Origin of the sequence: Rhodococcus sp. NPDC047139 (assembly GCF_040643435.1) — a bacterium.
Taxonomy (GTDB): Bacteria; Actinomycetota; Actinomycetes; order Mycobacteriales; family Mycobacteriaceae; genus Rhodococcus.
The window spans coordinates 1-16,748 of the sequence record NZ_JBEYUH010000028.1 but is presented as its reverse complement, the minus strand read 5'-3'; the positions used below and the strand labels follow the sequence as shown (position 1 = coordinate 16,748).

Annotated in this window: 12 protein-coding genes and 3 pseudogenes; 7 read left to right on the top strand and 8 right to left on the bottom strand. The window is 66.1% G+C overall.

Annotated elements, in window-relative coordinates:
* Positions 1-193: 193 nt before the first annotated feature.
* Entirely contained in the window at positions 194-892 is a 699-nt protein-coding gene (locus ABZ789_RS22165; RefSeq protein WP_358428668.1) for an SIMPL domain-containing protein, read from the bottom strand.
* Positions 893-1,139: 247 nt separating this feature from the next.
* On the opposite strand from ABZ789_RS22165, the gene ABZ789_RS22160 reads away from it, so the two are divergent.
* Both ABZ789_RS22160 and ABZ789_RS22155 read left to right on the top strand, forming a co-directional pair.
* Positions 1,140-1,412 carry a GlsB/YeaQ/YmgE family stress response membrane protein gene (locus ABZ789_RS22160; protein WP_358428665.1) on the top strand — a complete coding sequence of 91 codons (273 nt, stop codon included), beginning with the start codon at positions 1,140-1,142 and terminating at the stop codon, positions 1,410-1,412.
* Between the two features lie 155 nt (positions 1,413-1,567).
* Positions 1,568-2,308: a phosphatase PAP2 family protein gene (locus ABZ789_RS22155; protein ID WP_358428662.1), complete on the top strand. Its 741-nt coding sequence runs from the start codon at positions 1,568-1,570 to the stop codon at positions 2,306-2,308.
* Here ABZ789_RS22155 and ABZ789_RS22150 read toward each other — a convergent pair.
* Positions 2,305-4,512 carry a molybdopterin-dependent oxidoreductase gene (locus ABZ789_RS22150; RefSeq protein WP_358428659.1) on the bottom strand — a complete coding sequence of 736 codons (2,208 nt, stop codon included), beginning with the start codon at positions 4,510-4,512 and terminating at the stop codon, positions 2,305-2,307. The two genes, ABZ789_RS22155 and ABZ789_RS22150, sit on opposite strands and share 4 nt — an antisense overlap.
* 314 nt (positions 4,513-4,826) lie before the next feature.
* Between ABZ789_RS22150 and ABZ789_RS22145 the strand changes: the two genes are divergently transcribed.
* From ABZ789_RS22145 to ABZ789_RS22130, 4 genes are all read left to right on the top strand, one after another.
* The gene (locus ABZ789_RS22145) at positions 4,827-6,440 is read left to right on the top strand and encodes a bifunctional NAD(P)/FAD-dependent oxidoreductase/class I SAM-dependent methyltransferase (protein WP_358428656.1); all 1,614 of its coding nucleotides are present in this window, start codon (positions 4,827-4,829) and stop codon (positions 6,438-6,440) included.
* A gap of 150 nt (positions 6,441-6,590) precedes the next feature.
* On the top strand, positions 6,591-7,529 hold the full coding sequence (locus ABZ789_RS22140) for a CPBP family intramembrane glutamic endopeptidase (protein WP_358428653.1): 939 nt from the start codon (positions 6,591-6,593) through the stop codon (positions 7,527-7,529).
* Entirely contained in the window at positions 7,516-8,742 is a 1,227-nt protein-coding gene (locus tag ABZ789_RS22135) for a sensor histidine kinase (RefSeq protein WP_358428650.1), read from the top strand. Before ABZ789_RS22140 ends, ABZ789_RS22135 begins: the two co-directional genes overlap by 14 nt.
* Entirely contained in the window at positions 8,721-9,419 is a 699-nt protein-coding gene (locus tag ABZ789_RS22130) for a response regulator transcription factor (protein ID WP_358428647.1), read from the top strand. The genes ABZ789_RS22135 and ABZ789_RS22130 overlap by 22 nt, the downstream gene beginning before the upstream one ends.
* Before the next feature lie 52 nt (positions 9,420-9,471).
* On the opposite strand, the gene ABZ789_RS22125 is transcribed toward ABZ789_RS22130, so the two are convergent.
* From ABZ789_RS22125 to ABZ789_RS22100, 6 genes and pseudogenes are all read right to left on the bottom strand, one after another.
* Positions 9,472-10,515 carry a DUF5914 domain-containing protein gene (locus ABZ789_RS22125; RefSeq protein ID WP_358428644.1) on the bottom strand — a complete coding sequence of 348 codons (1,044 nt, stop codon included), beginning with the start codon at positions 10,513-10,515 and terminating at the stop codon, positions 9,472-9,474.
* Positions 10,512-12,075: pseudogene (locus ABZ789_RS22120) on the bottom strand (FAD-dependent oxidoreductase). Before ABZ789_RS22120 ends, ABZ789_RS22125 begins: the two are co-directional and overlap by 4 nt.
* Positions 12,076-12,459: 384 nt before the next feature.
* Positions 12,460-12,692, bottom strand: a pseudogene (locus ABZ789_RS22115) (HAD family hydrolase); the annotation flags it as partial.
* A gap of 935 nt (positions 12,693-13,627) precedes the next feature.
* Positions 13,628-13,768, bottom strand: coding sequence for a hypothetical protein (locus tag ABZ789_RS22110; protein WP_358428641.1), 141 nt, complete (start codon positions 13,766-13,768; stop codon positions 13,628-13,630).
* Between the two features lie 75 nt (positions 13,769-13,843).
* Positions 13,844-14,125, bottom strand: a pseudogene (locus tag ABZ789_RS22105) (DDE-type integrase/transposase/recombinase); the annotation flags it as partial.
* 269 nt (positions 14,126-14,394) lie between these two features.
* Positions 14,395-14,616, bottom strand: coding sequence for a hypothetical protein (locus ABZ789_RS22100; protein ID WP_358428638.1), 222 nt, complete (start codon positions 14,614-14,616; stop codon positions 14,395-14,397).
* A gap of 503 nt (positions 14,617-15,119) precedes the next feature.
* On the opposite strand from ABZ789_RS22100, the gene ABZ789_RS22095 reads away from it, so the two are divergent.
* Positions 15,120-16,520 carry an IS1380 family transposase gene (locus ABZ789_RS22095; RefSeq protein ID WP_358428635.1) on the top strand — a complete coding sequence of 467 codons (1,401 nt, stop codon included), beginning with the start codon at positions 15,120-15,122 and terminating at the stop codon, positions 16,518-16,520.
* Positions 16,521-16,748 lie beyond the last annotated feature (228 nt).

Genomic DNA, 16,748 nt, shown 5'->3' with positions numbered 1-16,748 from the left:
CTTCGACAAACTCGCAGTGCGGTATCTGGCCACCGTCCAGATCGCCGCAATCAGTCAGTGGCTATGAGCCAGCGACCTTTTGAAACACGCCCTAGTCGGCGGCGCCCGGATGAGCGGGGACCACCGCTCCGGCGGCAGCAACCTGCTCCGGACGAGTTCTGCCGCACCGTGAAAGGGATCGGAATGTGCGGGGCTACGAGGCTTCGAACCGCGCCTCGACATCGGCGGTGAGGGTGATGCGGCCGGGTTCGAAGACCAATTCGGGGTCTGATTCCTCGGGGGTGCTCACCGCATCCGACAGCAGCATCGCGGTGCGCATCATGGGAGCGCCGGAGGTGTGGTCGGGAGAGGGGCGGGAGCCGAGCATCCCGGGATCGGCGATCGCCACTGCGTGAACGGTGTTGTGGCCGAGGGATTTCGTGTACGCCTTCGCTTTGTCGAGGGCATCGCGCACCGCGAGATCGCGGACCTGTGCAAGTCGCTTCTGCTCTGCATTGCGGCTGAGCCACCAGCGAAGATCGGACACGGTGACCACTTCGAGCGCGGCGACCTGATCGACGAACGCACCCACCGCCTCCGAGTCGAGGAAGGTCACGGTGATCGTCGCCGAGGAGTTGTACACCCACGGCCGGCTCTTGCCCTCGCGGTGGTAGGGGCGCCGGCGGCTGTGGTGCACTCGGTCGAAGGTCCATCGTTTCACCGGGCTGGGAGAGCGCTCACGTAGCCCGGTGACGAGATCGGTGATGGTGGCGACGGCGTCGGCAACAGGTTCGGCGGCTCGCTTGCGTGACGTGCCGTCGGAGTGCACGCGCAAGACGACCGTGCATCGGTTGGGTGCGACCGTCTGCTCGGCATGACCGGTGACGGTGATCGTGACGGGACGCTGGTTCATGGGCACGAGTGTGCCAGCGTGAGCCCTTCTTCCGAAGCGGATGCGCGGTATGAGGACCTTCGATCGGTCGCGGCACCGAGTTCGGTAAAACAGCCGAATCCGACCTTCCGGGCACCGAGATCGTGTCACGCTTGAGCTGACAGAAGTGAGTCCCTCGAACCCGACAGAAGTGACAGGTGTGACTGGTGAGACAACGGGGTACATGCGTTGGGACGAACTCGCCAGTGTTCACGAAAGGAACGCGCACATGCTCGGACTCGGAATCCTCGGCTGGATCATCATCGGTGGTCTCGCCGGTTGGATCGGCAGCAAGATCATGGGCACCGACGCCCAGCAGGGCATTCTCCTCAACATCGTCGTCGGCGTCATCGGCGGCTTGATCGGTGGTTTCCTGCTCCAGCTCTTCGGAGTGGACGTAGAAGGCGGCGGACTGATCTTCAGCTTCCTGACCTGCCTCCTCGGTGCGGTCATCCTGCTGTTCCTCGTCAAGGCCGTCACCGGCCGCGGCGTGCGCCGCTGACCCGTTCGGCCGCTCGAGGTCCCGGATCCCTCAGGGGTCCGGGACCTCGTCCGTGTCGGCGCCCAGGCGTCGATCACAGGCTCGTGAGCCAGAGTCAACACAACAGGACCTGCCGATCTGCGCGCACCGGAAAGCGCGCGCTAGCGTATTCGGTCATGGTCGTCACCGAGAGTTCACCTGGCGTATCCCCACGATTGATCCGCTCGATGCTCATCCCTGCCGTGGGCCTCGCACTGGTACTGGCTCTGCTCGCTGCCGCGACGGTGCCGATCCGTGATCGTCTCTACCTGTCGGTCGCGCAGACCGTGGAAGCTTCTTTCCTCGGACCCGTTGCCGGACTCATCGCCGACAAGGGCTTGCTGGCTCTCGTCGCCTTCACCGCCGTGCTTGCGGCGTGGTCGTGGCGCAACGATCGGCGCGGCTTCGGGACCCTGGTCGTGGGCGGAATCGGGGTGGTATCCGCCTATCTGTCGAGCGAACTCGTCAAGTTGGTGGTGACCGAACCACGACCGTGTCGCGCGCTCGGCATCGAGACGGTTCTGGAATGTCCCGAGGTGGGGGACTGGTCCTGGCCGTCGAATCATTCCGTCATCGCTGCGTCGTTCGCGACCGCCTGCATCCTCGCTGCCCCGCGGCTGATCTGGGTGGTTGCGCCGGTCGCGGCGTTGCTTGCGTTCTCCCGCGTGATGGCAGGTGTGCACTACGTCCACGACGTGCTGTCGGGGGTGGCGCTCGGGGTTCTGGTGGTGTCGCTGGTCGTTGCGGCACTCTTGCCCTTCGCCTTGCGATTTCCGTTGCTGTCGCAGGGCCCGCACCCGGACGTCCGGGCAGTCCGAACTGCCGCCGGACGACGTGAGAATGACGAAGACCCGAGCACTCGAAGGAGAAACAACTAGCGAGTGCCTGCGTTCCGGACGGGGGAGCGCTCGTTCGTCGCGGCCACGTTCACCATCGTCGCGTTCACAGCGGCGTTGCCGGTGAAGGTGTCGGTGATCGCCGGATCGTGCAGAAGGTTGACATTGGCACCGGGATGCGCGGCGGCGGTGGACCAGCCGACACCTTTCTCGTCGTGGCCCCAGCCGTGCGGGATCGCGACGGTGCCGGCCCGGATCTCGTCGCTGACCTCGAGGGGCACCACGATGCTGCCGATTCGGGAGCGCACGGTCACCGGCTGGCCCTGAACGAGCGACCGGACCGCGGCGTCGTCGGGATGCATCAGGACCGTGCACCGGTCGCGGCCTTTGACCATCGTCGGGATGTTGTGCAGCCAAGAATTGTTCGATCGCAGATGGCGGCGTCCTATCAACCTGAGATCGAATTCGGTTTCCCGCTGGTCGTTCTCGGTTTCGGTGAGCAGGCGACGTGTCTCGTCGACGAACTCCGGCGGTGCCACGTGCACGCGGCGGTCCCGGGTGGCCAGCAGGGACCGGAGGCGAGGTTGCAGCGGACCGAGGTCGATTCCGCCGCGGGTGCGCCGGACTTGCCCGAGCGTCAATCCTCGACGTCCACGACGCAGTACTCCGTGGGGCCCGGTCAGGATGCCGAGTGCACCCAGCCGTAGTGGGCCGAGTCGATCGAACACGGCGCGGAGCGGGCGAGTCGACTGCTTCCGGAACGGAAGCGGAAGCACCTCGAGCGTCAGGCGCGACAGAATCTCCCAGTCCTCGAGCGCGTCCGCTGCAGGCTCGAACACGCGGGCACTGAACCGTGCGTTGTTGCGGACGGAGAACACCGGGAACAGGAAGTCGAACTCCTCCCGTTCGAGGTGGGATACCGGCGGAAGGATCAGGTCGGCGTGCCTGGAAGTCTCGGTGACGTACATGTCGACCGCGACGAAGAAGTCGAGACTGTCGAGAGCCTTGTCGAGACGGCCGCCCTGTGGGGTGGACAGCACCGGGTTTCCGGCGTACGTGACCAGCGCACGGACGGGACCTACGGCGTCCTGCTCGTCCCCGAGAATCTCGTCTGCCAAACCCACCACCGGCAGTTCCGTGCGGAACGACTTGTGCTCGCCGGTGCGGCTGCTCCACAGCCCGTATCCGGAACCGAGCCGCCGTAGGAGACGAGCCGCGTCGATCGGCGGCGTCGAGAACATCTGACCACCCGGCCGGTCGAGGTTTCCGGTCACGGCGTTGAGGGTGTTCACCAGCCAGTGGGTGAGGGTGCCGGTGACCTGATGGCAGACACCGATGCGGGCGTACGCGACCGCGGACCGTGCCGCGGTGTGATCGCGCGCCAGCCGCCGGATCGTCTCGGCGTCCACCCCGGCGCGGGGCGCCATCTTCTCGGGTGGGCAGGCTGCGACCATCTCGGCGAGTTCGTCCATCCCGCCCAGCGCAACGGTGCCAGGTGCCGGGCGAATACCGTCGGCGAAGATCGTGTGCAGCATGCCGAGCAGAAGGTACGGATCGCCACCCGGACGTACCGCGACGTGTTCGTCCGCCAGCCGCGCCGTCTCGGTACGCCGGGGGTCGACGACGACGACCGAGCCGCCGCGGCGGCGAATCGCGGCGATGCGTCCGCGTGCGTCGGGCATCGTGGTGACCGAGCCGTTGGACACCGCGGGATTGGCCCCGAGAATCAGCAGTCGGTCGGTGCGATCGATGTCCGCGATCGGCATCAACACGTTCGAGCCGAACATCTTCCACGCCGCGAACTCCTGCGGGAACTGGTCGATCGAGGACGCCGAGTAGAACTTCCGGGTGAGGAGGGCAACCCGCAACGCGATGCCGTAGAGAACCGACGAACTGTGTGCCGCCGGATTACCCAGGTACATCGCGATCGCGTCGCGACCGTGCCGTCGCTGGACGGCGCGCAACCGGTCCCCGGCGAGAGCGAACGCCTCGTCCCAGCCGATCTCCTCGAAGCCGTCGCCGACACGACGCATCGGACGCCGCAACCGGTCCGGGTCGTGATGCAGATCCGCGAGCGCGGTGGCCTTCGGGCAGATGTAGCCGTGCGAGAGCACGTCGTCGGGATCACCCTGGATGCGGGTGACTCTGTCCCGGTCGACGGTGACGAGAATTCCGCAGTGCGCCTCACACAGGGTGCACTGGCGAGCGACGGTACGTGTGGACCCAGCGGGCCCCTCCGCGGTCATGTGCGAAACCTAGCACTGTCGCGAGTGGCTTGCGAGCGATCGCAGTCGACGACCACCACCCGTCGCTCGGCACCGAATCGGCGTACGGCCGATCTCCTTCCGCCCGTACGGATTCGTCATCGCGAACATCCCCGCCGCCGGGAGCGCATCCCTTCCGGCCTTCGTTCGCCCCGGAGCTCGTTGCCGAGCGCAGGCTCGTCGGGGCGCACCCCGGACGGTCGTACCCACCTACCGACAACAGGTGACAACCTGGAGATTTGCCAATTCAGCAAAACACTTTGCCATATTGCGCACCAGTCGACACTCTTGAAGGCATGAGAGAGAACACGAGCTTCGATGTGGTGGTAGTAGGCGGCGGGGCGTCCGGTCTCGGCGGCGCCATGGCGCTGGGCCGGTCTCGCCGCAAGGTACTGGTGATCGACGCCGGTGAACCCCGCAACGCCCCTGCCGAGCACGCCCACAACTATCTCGGCCGCGAGAGCGTCGCGCCGCTCGAGCTCTTGGCCGACGGCCGCGGCGAGATTGCGGCCTACGGCGTGGAATCGGTGAGCGACCGCGTGACAGCGGTTACCCGCACCGAGCGCGGCTTCACGGTCGCCACGGAGAGTGGGCGCGAAATCGCCGCGCGGCGTGTGCTGATCACCGCCGGCGTGGTGGACGAGCTGCCCGACGTCCCCGGGCTCGCCGAGCGATGGGGCCGCGATGTCCTGCACTGCCCCTACTGCCACGGCTGGGAGGTGCGCGACAGACCGATCGCCGTGTTGGCGACGAGTTCGTTTGCGCCGCATCAGGCTTTGTTGTTCCGTCAGCTCACGGACGATGTCGTCGTGATCGTGGCCGACGGCGTCGAGTTGTCGCCGTCCGAGGTGGAGCGGATGGTCGCCATCGGCGTCCGGATGGAGTACGGCACCGTCCAGGAGGTCGTCGCCGAGGGTGATCGGCTGGTCGGATTGCGGCTGGCCGACGGTTCGCTGCTCGAGCGCGCCGCGATCGTCGTGGCCCCCCGCCCTCGGGTGCGCCTGAACTTCCTGGAGTCTCTCGGTGTCACACCGCAGGAGGTCGAGATCGGCGGGACCTCGATGGGGTCGGTGATCGCCGTCGACTCACTGGGTGCGACCGGTGTACCCGGTCTCTACGCAGCAGGCAATGTCACCGACGTCAGCATGACACTGATGGCCTCGGCTGCCCACGGAAACCGGGTGGGCGCGTTCATCAATGCCGATCTGGCGTCGGAGGACGCCGACCGTGCGGTCGCACAGCGGCGCGCCGAGATGTTCGAGCGGCCCGCATGGGAGCAGCGTTACGCCGGCGAGCGGATCTGGAGCGGGCGGGTCAACCCTCAGCTCGAAGCCGAGACAGCGTCCATGACGCCGGGGCGAGCCTTGGATGTGGGCTGCGGTGAAGGGGCGGACGCGATCTGGCTGGCCGGTCGTGGCTGGTCGGTGACGGCGCTGGACTTCGCCGTCGCGGCACTGGAGAAGACCGCAGCGCATGCAGCCGAGGCCGGTCTCGGCGACCGCGTGACCACCCGTGCAGTCGACGTCCGTAGCTGGCAGCCCGGAGAGGAGCACTGGGATCTCGTCTCATCGCAGTTCATGCATCTACCCGACGGCGGGATGATCGATCTGACCCGACGGCTCGCCGCCGCGGTCGCTCCCGGCGGGACCCTGCTGGTCGTCGGGCACCACCCGGACGACATGGCGACCGGGTTGCGCCACGGCGATCGTTCGTTCCTGTTCACGCCGGAGGATTTGGTGCCGGCGCTGGACGCGGAGAAATGGGAGGTGGAAGTCTGTGAGGCCCGGCCACGGACGGTGGTTCACCCCCACTCGGGTGAGGAAGTGCAGGTGCATGACTCGGTGCTGCGGGCACGCCGTACCGATCGTTCCACCACCGGGCCGTCCGACATCGCCGCCGAAAGATCCTGAACGCTGCTCCCGGTCGGCCGCGGCCGACCGGGAGTCGTCGGCCATGGGTCGGACCCCCGCACCGCAGTGCTTCGGGGTAGCGCGTGCGCTACCCCGAAGCGGGCGTGTGGGGGAGTGTTCCCTCTGCCCGGCAACGGTGAAATAGCTGTCATGACAATGTACTCACGACCACGCGGCCCTCTCCTCCCGTCCGCCGCGGATCATCCGACGACTGCTGCTCTCCGTGAGTCCGCGCGCGTCCGCAGGCGTGGTGTGCTGTGGTTTCTGCTGATCGCCTTCGGCGGTGCGTGGCTGCCCTGGCTGGGGGTGCACCTTGCGGGTGGATCCATGGACAATGTGCTGATCCAGCTCGGAACGGCGGCCTTCGTCCCCGCGATCGCCGCGTGTGTGGTGCGGAGGTGGGTGACACGGCAGGGGTTTGCGAACTCGGGCATGGGCTTGGACGTGCGAGGATCCTGGCGACACCTGATGACTGCCGTGACGATTCCGTGGGGTGTGCTGCTCGTCGCGATCGGTGCGGCGATGCTCGTCGGCTGGTCGCCGTCGGACGCTGCGGTGAGCGGCTCGTCGTGGATCTACCTCGCTGCAGGGCCGTTGATCTGTGTCCTGGCCGCACCGATCTTCTGGGGTGAGGAGTACGGCTGGACCGCCTACCTGCGGGACCGTCTGGTCCCGGGCCGTCCGATCATGACGACATTTCTCACCGGAGCGATCTGGGGCGTATGGCATTGGCCGTTGCCGTGGATCGGCTACTTCGGCGGCCACGTGCAGGTGAGCGACGCCGTCGTGGCCATGCTTCTGTGGGTTCCGTTGAGTGTCCTGCTCGAGTTCATCATCGGGTGGCTGTGGTCGCAGACCGGGTCGGTCTGGCCGGCTGCGATGCTGCACGCCGGCTGCAACCTCGTTGCCTCGCAGGGGCTCTACCTGATACTCGGCGATTCCTTCGGTGCCGGTGCGACTACGCTGCTGCTGTGTGCCGGCCTCACCCCCTTCGTCGTCGCAGTCGTCGCGACGGGGCACATCGGAGCGGCGCGCGGATGGGCCCGTGTGGATGGGGGACCGAACGACAGTGACCATGCCGCACACTGATCCTCGCTCTCTGACGGATGCGCTGCAGGCCGGGCCCCGCTATCTGCTCGGGGCCTGGCCGGTGCGGGCGTTCTCGGCGAACGCGATGGCCGCCGTCTCCGGACCGGCCATCGCATTGCTCCTGTTGCCACTGCTCGTCGCCGGCGCGGCGCGGGGCGCTCGGGCGGCGCTGTGGGCGCCTCTGCTGAACGTGGAGGCGTCGCGGTTGTCGTTGATCGACGGTGAGATCGCGGGGCGATTCCGGGTCGAGGCCGACCTCGCCGCGGCCGACGGTGCGATGCCGGTCCGGCGGCGCATCGCCTACGTCCTTCTCGTCGCGGTCATCAGCCCGGTGACCTTCGCTTTCACGCTGTTCGTCCTCCTGATCGACGTGGTCCTGCTCGCGTCGCCGTGGCTGGTCCGCGACGGTACCGTCACGGTGTTGCTCTGGCAGGTCGGCACCGAAGGCGACGCGTGGATCGCACTGACGATCGGCGTGATCACGACGGTGGCTACCGCCTACCTGGTGGGTCTGGTGTCCTTGGCGAACATCCGCCTGGCGACCTGGTCGATCGTCGGCGGCTCGGAACTGCGCCGGGAGGTCGCGCGCCTGACCGAGTCGCGGGCATCACTGCTCGAGGCGGTCGAACACGAACGGCGCCGGATCGAGAGCGAACTCCACGATCGTGTCCAGCATCGCCTGGTCGCGCTCGCGTTGACTCTCGGTATGGCCGAGTCCGTCCACGGAGACGACCCGACAGGACAACTTGCCGGTCTCGCCCACGGGCACCTCGACGAGGCACTTGCCGAACTGCGAGCGGTGATCCTCGGCATCTCGCCCCGGGCACTGGCCGAGCACGGACTTGCCGCCGCCGTCACGGATCTCGTGGGGACCTACCCGCTGCCCGTCGACGTCGATCTCGGGGATACCGAAACTCCGGACCGGCTTCCGCCCGCGATCGAAGATGCGGCCTACCGGGTGGTCGCCGAGGCGCTGACCAACATCGTCAAGCATTCCGGTGCCACGACAGCGACGATCTCGGCCCGCCGTGCGGGGGCGTCGTGGCAGATGACCGTCATCGACGACGGGGTCGGGAACGCTCGGGTACTCCCCGGACGCGGCCTGGACTCGCTGAAGGCACGCATCGATGCCGTGGACGGCACGCTCACCGTCATCAGCCCTGATCGCGGCCCGACCGAGATAATGATGAGATGTCCGATCCCCACCCCATGAATTCTGCTGCCGGCTCGGCGTTGAGAATCGTCCTGGCCGAGGACAGTCCGTTGTTGCGTGCCGGGATCGTCACCGTCGTCGAGTCCGACGGTCACACCGTGAGTGCCGCTGTCGGCACCGGTGACGATCTGGTCGCGGCGACCCTCGCGCACCGGCCCGATCTCATCATCACCGACGTGCGAATGCCGCCGAGCCACACCGACGAGGGCATCCGTGCTGCGTTGCACCTGCGGAAGCAGCGCCCGGACCTGCCGATTCTCATCCTTTCGCAATACACCACTGTCGCCTCCCTCGACGACCTGATCGACGACCGCGCCCCGGTGGGGCGGGCGGGACTCGGCTACCTGCTCAAGGACCGGGTCGCCCACGTCCGCCACTTCCTGGACACACTGACCGCGATCGCCCGTGGCGCAACGGTGATCGACCCCGACATCATCACCGCGCTCATCGGCCGGTCGGGACGAAACGGTCCGCTGGCCACCCTGTCGCCGCGGGAACTGGAGGTGCTGGGACTCATCGCACAGGGGATGACCAACCCCCAGATCGCGAACCGGTTGATCGTCTCGGAGGCAGCCGTGCGGAAACACGTCGGGAACATCTTCGCCAAACTGCCCCTGGGTGATTCCGGCGATCGACGGGTGCTGGCGACCCTGGCCTACCTCAACAGCGATCGATAACGGCAGCTCCCGATGAAGCGGTAGCCGGGTGGCGACAGGTGCTCGGCGGCCTTCAGGTGGACGACCGGGGACGGGCACTGCGCTCGGTCAGGGTGCGTTGCTGGTAACGCCGTTCAGCGTAGGCCAGGTCGTCGCGCCACAGTCGGGTAGCTGCGCTACGCAGCAGAGGAGCGAGGGCCCGGTGTGCACGGCGTGCGGTGGCGAAGCCGCGTCGGGGGGAATTGGCGATGACGGCCTCGATGACGCAGGTGCGCGGCCGTCCGTCGGCCCCAGTGCCGACAGGAGTGGTGTGGGTTTCGACGACACTGTCGGTGCCTTCACCGTCGACGATGCGCATCACCACGGTACGAGGTTCTGGGCTCGTGAACTCGGCCTGCACCGGGACGCCGAGCCGGTTGCCGACGCGGAAGGTCACAGCGACACGGAATCGGTCGTTGTCGTCATCGGCGCGGTCGCGGCTGGGCGCATCGAGGACCTCGAGGTGGGTGAAGGAGTACGGGTGAAACCACGCACCGTGCCACGGATCGAGTCGGTTGGCGATGATGTCTGTCGTCTCGCAGATTCCGGTGAGTGTCGCTATGGCGGCCAGGTGGGTGCCGGCCGGCGGCCGCGCCGGAATCACAGGTGCGTCCAGTGGGGGTTCGTTGCCGACGTGATCGAGACGGACCCATGCCAGAACGCCGTCGTCATGGCCAGGGAACGGAGCCCAACCATGCCCGCTCCGGGGGCCGACACGGAGTCCGTGCCACCGGCACACGAGGGTGTCGCAATCGAGGACCGCCGACGCCAGGGGCGCACCGAGGTGTGGGCAGGCCCCTGGGCCGACATGCAAGTGCCGCCGAGAATCGCGCCAGGCGACGATTTCGACGCCCGCGACGGTGACGGACAGCGGACGATCGGTACCGACGGCGTCGCTGGCGGCGAATACGTACCAATTACCGGAAGGCCGTCGCTGCGCTCGATCGAGAACCGCCGTGATCAAGCGGGGATCGGCAGCCTGGTAGGTGGGTTGTTGCTCGGTCCAGGTGGTCGATGGGAGGGGTTGCAGCGGCCATGTAGGAGGCCACCGCCGGTACAGCGGTTCCAGAATGCTCATGGCACATAACTCTCTCGAGTGGCCAATCGTCGGAGCAGCGCCGATCGACCTTGGTTGGGCACGGTGTACAGGTCATGGCCGCTCACGCCCCATTGGGCGAGCAGGTGATTCGCCGCCGACCAACCGGTAGTGGCGGCGCGTTCCATCAGAGCCACCGGCAGGTCTATACGGATTCCGTCCCCGGCCAGCACCAGCCCGCGGTGTGGGGTGGTCACGGTGGGTCGGGAGCCGAAGTCTCCGGGGGCGAGCCGGGGGCAGTCACGCCGGTACTGCAGCCGCTCGCCGAGGATGCGGGCGTCCGCGGTTTCGGGGTACAGGGCGTGCAGTCGCGCGAGCATCTGCTGTCGCAGTGCAGCCCGGTCCGGGCCGTCGGCTGCGGTCTCCGGCAGAGCATAGGCGTGCAGTTCGATCACCGAACCGCCGCGGTGACGAGCCCAGTCGCGGGCTTGACGCTCGTAGCGGTCGACGACGCTGATGTTGTCGAGCGGATGCAGGCTTCCGGTGCCCACAAACGCGGGGCGGTCCTCGTCGACGGGCCGGTCGAGCCAGAGACGCTGCACGAAGAATTCGGGTGCGGTGCCCATATTCTCGATCCGCTTCCGCCAAGCCGCGTCACCCAGGGTGGGCGAGCGTGCCGACATCGGTGGAGAGGACGACAGCGTCGGCGTCCACCCAGGCGCCGGTGGTGTCGAAGAGCCGGAACGGAACTCCGGCGGTGGTGGTGTCGATGGCGGTGATTTCGGTGCCGGTGTGAAAGCGCACAGTGCCGGTGCGGGATCCGGACCGCCCGGACGTCAGGTATTCGCGCAGTGGTGACCACAGTTCGTCGAAGTTTGCTGCGGCCACATCGAAGAGCAGGCCCTCGCTCGAGCCGAGAAAGTAGATGTGGAACATCGTGGCCAACTCCGCTGCGGACATGTGCGCCGGTTCGGTGAAGAAACTGCGCGAGAACACTTCGAATGCCAGGTGCCGGGCGGCAGTGGGGAAGTTGATTCGTTCCAGAAACGTCTCGGCGTCGAACCGGTCGAGTCGATGGTAGATGTCGGGAACCGACACCGCCGCCAGTGGCGCCGCGGCTCGGTGATCGATGCGTATCAGGTCCCGCAGGCCGAAGGTCGGGCTGCGCAGCACGAAGGCAAGCGCATTCCAGGGCGGCGTGCGGGGCAGACCACGGAAGCTGTCTCGTCGACCGTGAGCATCGATCAAGGGATAATCGTCGAGAGGCGTCAAGAACCGGAGTTCGGGATCGCTGCGGCGCAACAATGCTCGCAAGTTGTAGTACTGCCGGAAGAAGGCATGGAATCCACGGTTCATCGCCACCGGGGCGCCATCGGCGAGGTGGTCTGTCCAGCCTCCGACGCGTCCGCCGAGATAGTGTTCGCGTTCGACGACATCCACGCTCACGCCGCGTTCGGCCAGGCCGGTGGTGGCCGCAAGACCGGCGATACCGGCGCCGACGACGACTACGTGTGGACGAGCTGGGAGCAGTGCGGCGTCGGGCAGACCCGATGGTGCACGATGACGGACAGACTGCGGATCGGCGTGAGGCGGGGGCCTCATCGTGAACCGGCTTCGCTGGGTGTCGTTGGTGCGGGCGTCACTCTCCTGCGAGCAGCGATGCAGTCACCTTCGCGGAGTTGCGAAGGAAGTCTTCGACCGGGATCTGTGACAATCCACTGCCAAGAATTCATCTACGCTCCGTCCACGATGAGGCAGTCGATGCAGTCCGCGCCCAGCAGGGCGTATCTCGACTGCAGCCACGGACTCGTCGGTGTCCGATCGTTGCAGCCCAGCGCGACTCGGACCGCGATGCCCAGCACCACTCCGTCACTCCCGCCGTCGCGTGCCGAGCACGTGCTTGCGAGTACAGCCAATCACGAGGGCAGCCCGGGCAGGCCCGAACTGCGGAGAAAGCAATGATCAACAGTGCGACCGGCCCGGTAGCGGAAGCGATCCCTCTCGCGACGGCCCGGTCGGTCCGGGTTGGTGGCGATGAATCGGGCACCCTGTTCGACGAGGCGGATCGCGGTAGTGATCGCTTCGAACGAGTACGGGAGCGTTCTCCCCAGGACGGCATAGTCCGGCGTGCCGGTCAGGACCTGACCGATGTGGTGCACTGCCGTGGTCAGCCCTGAATCACCCACGTACGTACCGCCGTCGGCCCGTTGATTCGCCAGGTCGTCGATGATCCTCGTGTACGGGGACACTATCCACGTCCATGAGGTACTTCCAGACCGGTGCGGCGGAGGTTCGTCGCTCACCGGTCGAGCGGATCACCGATCGCTCGACCACATCGACACACTCGTTCGTCGAGGGGAGTGGATTCTTGCCTGATCTTGCTTCGGTCTCTCGGCATTCGGACCGGTCTGAGAGCTCCAGGACTCGGCTCGAGAAGCTCAGAGGCGAACATTCAATGGCATCTCTCGAAATTCAGGACCCTTTGGTAATACGGGCTGACGGTCGTGTGGCCGACGAACACGGCGCTTTCGGTGCTTCCGTCGGAGTAGGTCGCGAGTGTCTTCCCCCGATACGTGCTGGTGAAGGCCCCCTGTATCGAAGTGCTCCCGGTGCTTCGGCCTTCGGTAGTCGCGGTGACGGTCGGAAGCGATGGATCCAGTGGGACACCGGTGAATGATTCCGTGAGAACTGACCGGAAAACTTCTCTTCCACCGGGATTTTCGAGGTAGTAGTCAGTCACGGTGATGGTGTCGGTCAAGGTGTAGATCGGCCCACCGTTGCACGTCACCGGGCCATCGAATGTGAGTGTAAGGGTGTAGGTTTCGCTGCTGCGCGTGACCGGTGCCGCAGACACAGTGCCCGCTGGACCGACGAGTCCGCACGCCGTGGCGACAACTCCGGCAGCGAGAGCCACTGCTGCTCGCCGGGCACTGCCACTTTCAGGACGGCGATTCTTGCGTGTCATATTCATGTCTCCCCCTGTTGCAAGATTCGGTAAGGATCGTCGAAACGCTCTGAGGTGCATGTCGAAACGGCTCACTTATGGGCAGTTTCACTCTAAGTGTTGCAATGGGATTCGTTTATCCTATTCAGGAAGTTGCACAGCTGTGTCGTCCGCATGCGGCCGATGTGAGAAGCACATCGAGTCGAACTTTCAGCGTTCAGCGGTCTGCGCGATCTCGCGGAAGTAGTCGACGTCGTCGACCCGCTCGGGTGCAGTACCGGGAAGATGCGAGGACGCCTCGTTGTGACCGGTGCCGGTGATGAACACGTTGAGATGGAGTTGAGAGGGCAAGGAGTACACCTTTCGATGTCCCGACAGGGTTCCTTTCCAGTGCAGACCATTTCGACGCGGGGCGAACCGTTGCGATCATGGTGGTTCCTGGTACGTGTATCGACTGCCGGCATCGCTATGGTGGATCAACCCTTCCCCGACGGGGCGGCCGGTGTGGTCACGTCGCCACAGTGCCATCTTCAAGGCGGTGGTGACCATCGCAGTGTCCTTGACGGTGGCGGCGTGCCGGCCGACGATCGCCCGCGAGAAGTAGTCGATGACGAATGCAACGTACACGAATCCCGCCCACGTCCGGCAGTACGTGAAGTCGGTGACCCATTTCCGGTTCGGAGCCTCGGCCGTGAAGTCGCGATCGACCGATCGACCGTGCATGCGGCAACCTCGTAACCGTGCTGGCGCAGGTGCGCGTTCATCTTCCGTCGGCCGTAGAGTGCTTCGGCGATACCGACGGTCGCCCGCAAGGCGTTGGTCAGGTGCGCATCGGTGACGGTCCGAGGGGGCGGAGCGGCGGTTTTCCAGTTCCGATACGTGCGTGGGACGACCTTGATGCCACGCTCGGTGAGCACGGCGCAGATCGACTCGCGCCCTGTGTCCTTGTGCACGCATCTGGTCGATGAACTGGTAGATCAGCGGCGGCGAGGGTCGAGCTCCCTCGCGACGAAAATCGAAGCCGACTTCAGAATCTCGTTGGCCTCCCGCAGGTCGCGGACTTCGCGTTCGAGCTCTTTGATTCGTTGCTGCTCCGTAGTGGTCACCTTGGGCGTCTTGTCGGCGTCGATCAGGGCCTGGCGGGTCCAGGTCCGCAGCGACTCCACACCAACGCCGAGTTTCGGTGCATGGCTTTGCACGCCAGGCAGCTCACCCCTCGAAGCTGCACGCCCTGTGCCCCCGGAGTCTCTGATTCCGGGGCACGGCGACTCGGGACCGAGTGCTGTGCATCCCAACGGGCTGATCGACCGTCTGCTCGAGTCGTCGAAGGGCTCGCTGCGGAGCCGATCACCAAAGTCGGCAACCCTATCGATGTAGGAATCAATTTCGCTGTTCGACTACAAGCAGGTGTGGGTGGCGTCGCTCCGACTCGGGGTTTCGTGTCTTTGCGGAGGTGTCGGTGGCAGCAGTGTCACGTTGCGCTGGGTGTTCGATGCTGCGGGTGGTGTCGTAGAAGAGGCGGGTGATCAGCGGTTGTCCAATGTGGTCGCAGTCAAGGGTGTCGGGCGGTGCCTGTGCTAGCCTGGAGATTTCTTCTCATGCGGGCTGAGCCCGGCGTGTAAAGCACGGAAGTGCCTGTCCGGTAGTGGATTCTTGGCTTGTCGAAGGTCAAGTATCCGTCATCGAGAGAGGCACTCCGCAGGTGAAGCCTAACCCGTACCCAGCTCTGGTTCTCGATCCTCGCCGCGAGTCGCTGATTTCCTCGTCCGGGGCACTGCTGCTGCGCGAGACGGTCAGGGTCTGTGGCGTCGATCGGGCACTGTCGACGGCGTTGACACCGTGGCGGGCGCCGCGATCACGTCATGACCCGGGCAAGGTGCTGATCGACCTGGCCATGGCGATCGCGCTCGGTGGTGACTGCGCCGCCGACCTCGCGGTGGTGCGCGCCCAACCCGAACTGTTCGGACCGGTCGCCTCCGATCCGACGGTGTCCCGGCTGGTCACCGGCCTTGCCGCAGAAATCGAGACGGTGCTGCCCGCGATCCGGGCTGCTCGTGCATCGGCTCGAGCAGCGGCGTGGGATCGCCGCCGACCACTGGCCGGCACCGCGGGCAACCGTGACGGTGGTCAGGTGATCGTCGATCTGGACTCGACACTGGTGACCGCGCACTCGGACAAGGAACTCGCCGAGCCGACCTACAAGCGCACGTTCGGGTTCTCGCCGATGTGCGTGTTCGTCGACCACGGCGAACACGGCACCGGCGAACCGCTGGTCCTGGATCTGCGGCCGGGCAAGGCTTCCCCATTCGACAAGGAGGACCACATCACCGCCCTCGACCACGCCCTCGATCAGCTGCCTGCATCGGAGCGTGGGCAGGTGTTGGTACGTACCGATTCCGGCGGGTGCTCCAAAGCGTTCCTGCATCACATCACCGACCTCGGGCTCGAGTATTCGATCGGCTTCCCCGCGCACGAGACGGTGAAGACGGCGATCGAGGCAATCCCTGTTCAGGCGTGGCGGGCGGCGGTCGACGGCGACGGTGAACCTCGTGACGGCGCCCAGGTCGCCGAGTTGACCGCGTGGATGCCGGAACCGACCCGGGTCACCAGGCCCGGGCCGAAGGACTGGCCCGCCGGGATGCGGGTGATCGTCCGACGTGAGCGTCCGCATCCCGGCGCGCAGTTGCGGTTGACCGATGCCGACGGGTGGCGGATCACCTGTTTCGCGACCAACACCCGCGGTCCCGGCTGGACCCTGCCGGTCCTCGAGGTCCGGCACCGGCAACGGGCCCGAGCCGAGGACCGTATCCGCGGGTTGAAGGACACCGGCATGCGGAACCTGCCGTTTCACGGGTTCGCCCAGAATCAGATCTGGCTCGAAATCGTCTCCCTCGCAGCCGAACTACTGGCCTGGACTCAGACTCTTGCTTGGGGTGAGCGTGCACCGGTCCGCCGGTGGGAACCCAAACGGCTGCGCCTGCGGATCCTCACTGTCGCCGGCCGGATCATCAACACCGGCAGGAGACGATTGCTGCGACTGCCGAAGGGTTGGCCCTACAACCACCTCATCGACACCGCCTGGACCACATTGCGCACCGCCTGAGCATTAACTACGGACCGACGAGCAATCATGGAGAGCCGGCGAATGCAGCGCCGGCGATCCCGCATGCCTTCATCCGACAACGCTGTCACCTACGACTTATCCGCAGGTCAGCCTAGCCAGACGAAAGTTTGAGGCTAGGGCATGTTTCAAAAGTGATCTTGAACCGCGTTTCCGTCAGAAGGAGTGTCGCAGTCGTTGAATGAGTGAGGCCTCCGGTATCTGGGTTTA

What these genes read in the sequence shown, in the direction of transcription:
- ABZ789_RS22145 (WP_358428656.1), top strand. Translation starts at nt 4,827, where the DNA reads ATGAGAGAGAACACGAGCTTCGATGTGGTGGTAGTAGGCGGCGGGGCG.
- ABZ789_RS22130 (WP_358428647.1), top strand. Translation starts at nt 8,721, where the DNA reads ATGTCCGATCCCCACCCCATGAATTCTGCTGCCGGCTCGGCGTTGAGA.
- ABZ789_RS22165 (WP_358428668.1), bottom strand. Translation starts at nt 892, where the DNA reads ATGAACCAGCGTCCCGTCACGATCACCGTCACCGGTCATGCCGAGCAG.
- ABZ789_RS22125 (WP_358428644.1), bottom strand. Translation starts at nt 10,515, where the DNA reads ATGAGCATTCTGGAACCGCTGTACCGGCGGTGGCCTCCTACATGGCCG.
- ABZ789_RS22150 (WP_358428659.1), bottom strand. Translation starts at nt 4,512, where the DNA reads ATGACCGCGGAGGGGCCCGCTGGGTCCACACGTACCGTCGCTCGCCAG.
- ABZ789_RS22140 (WP_358428653.1), top strand. Translation starts at nt 6,591, where the DNA reads ATGACAATGTACTCACGACCACGCGGCCCTCTCCTCCCGTCCGCCGCG.
- ABZ789_RS22160 (WP_358428665.1), top strand. Translation starts at nt 1,140, where the DNA reads ATGCTCGGACTCGGAATCCTCGGCTGGATCATCATCGGTGGTCTCGCC.
- ABZ789_RS22135 (WP_358428650.1), top strand. Translation starts at nt 7,516, where the DNA reads ATGCCGCACACTGATCCTCGCTCTCTGACGGATGCGCTGCAGGCCGGG.
- ABZ789_RS22155 (WP_358428662.1), top strand. Translation starts at nt 1,568, where the DNA reads ATGGTCGTCACCGAGAGTTCACCTGGCGTATCCCCACGATTGATCCGC.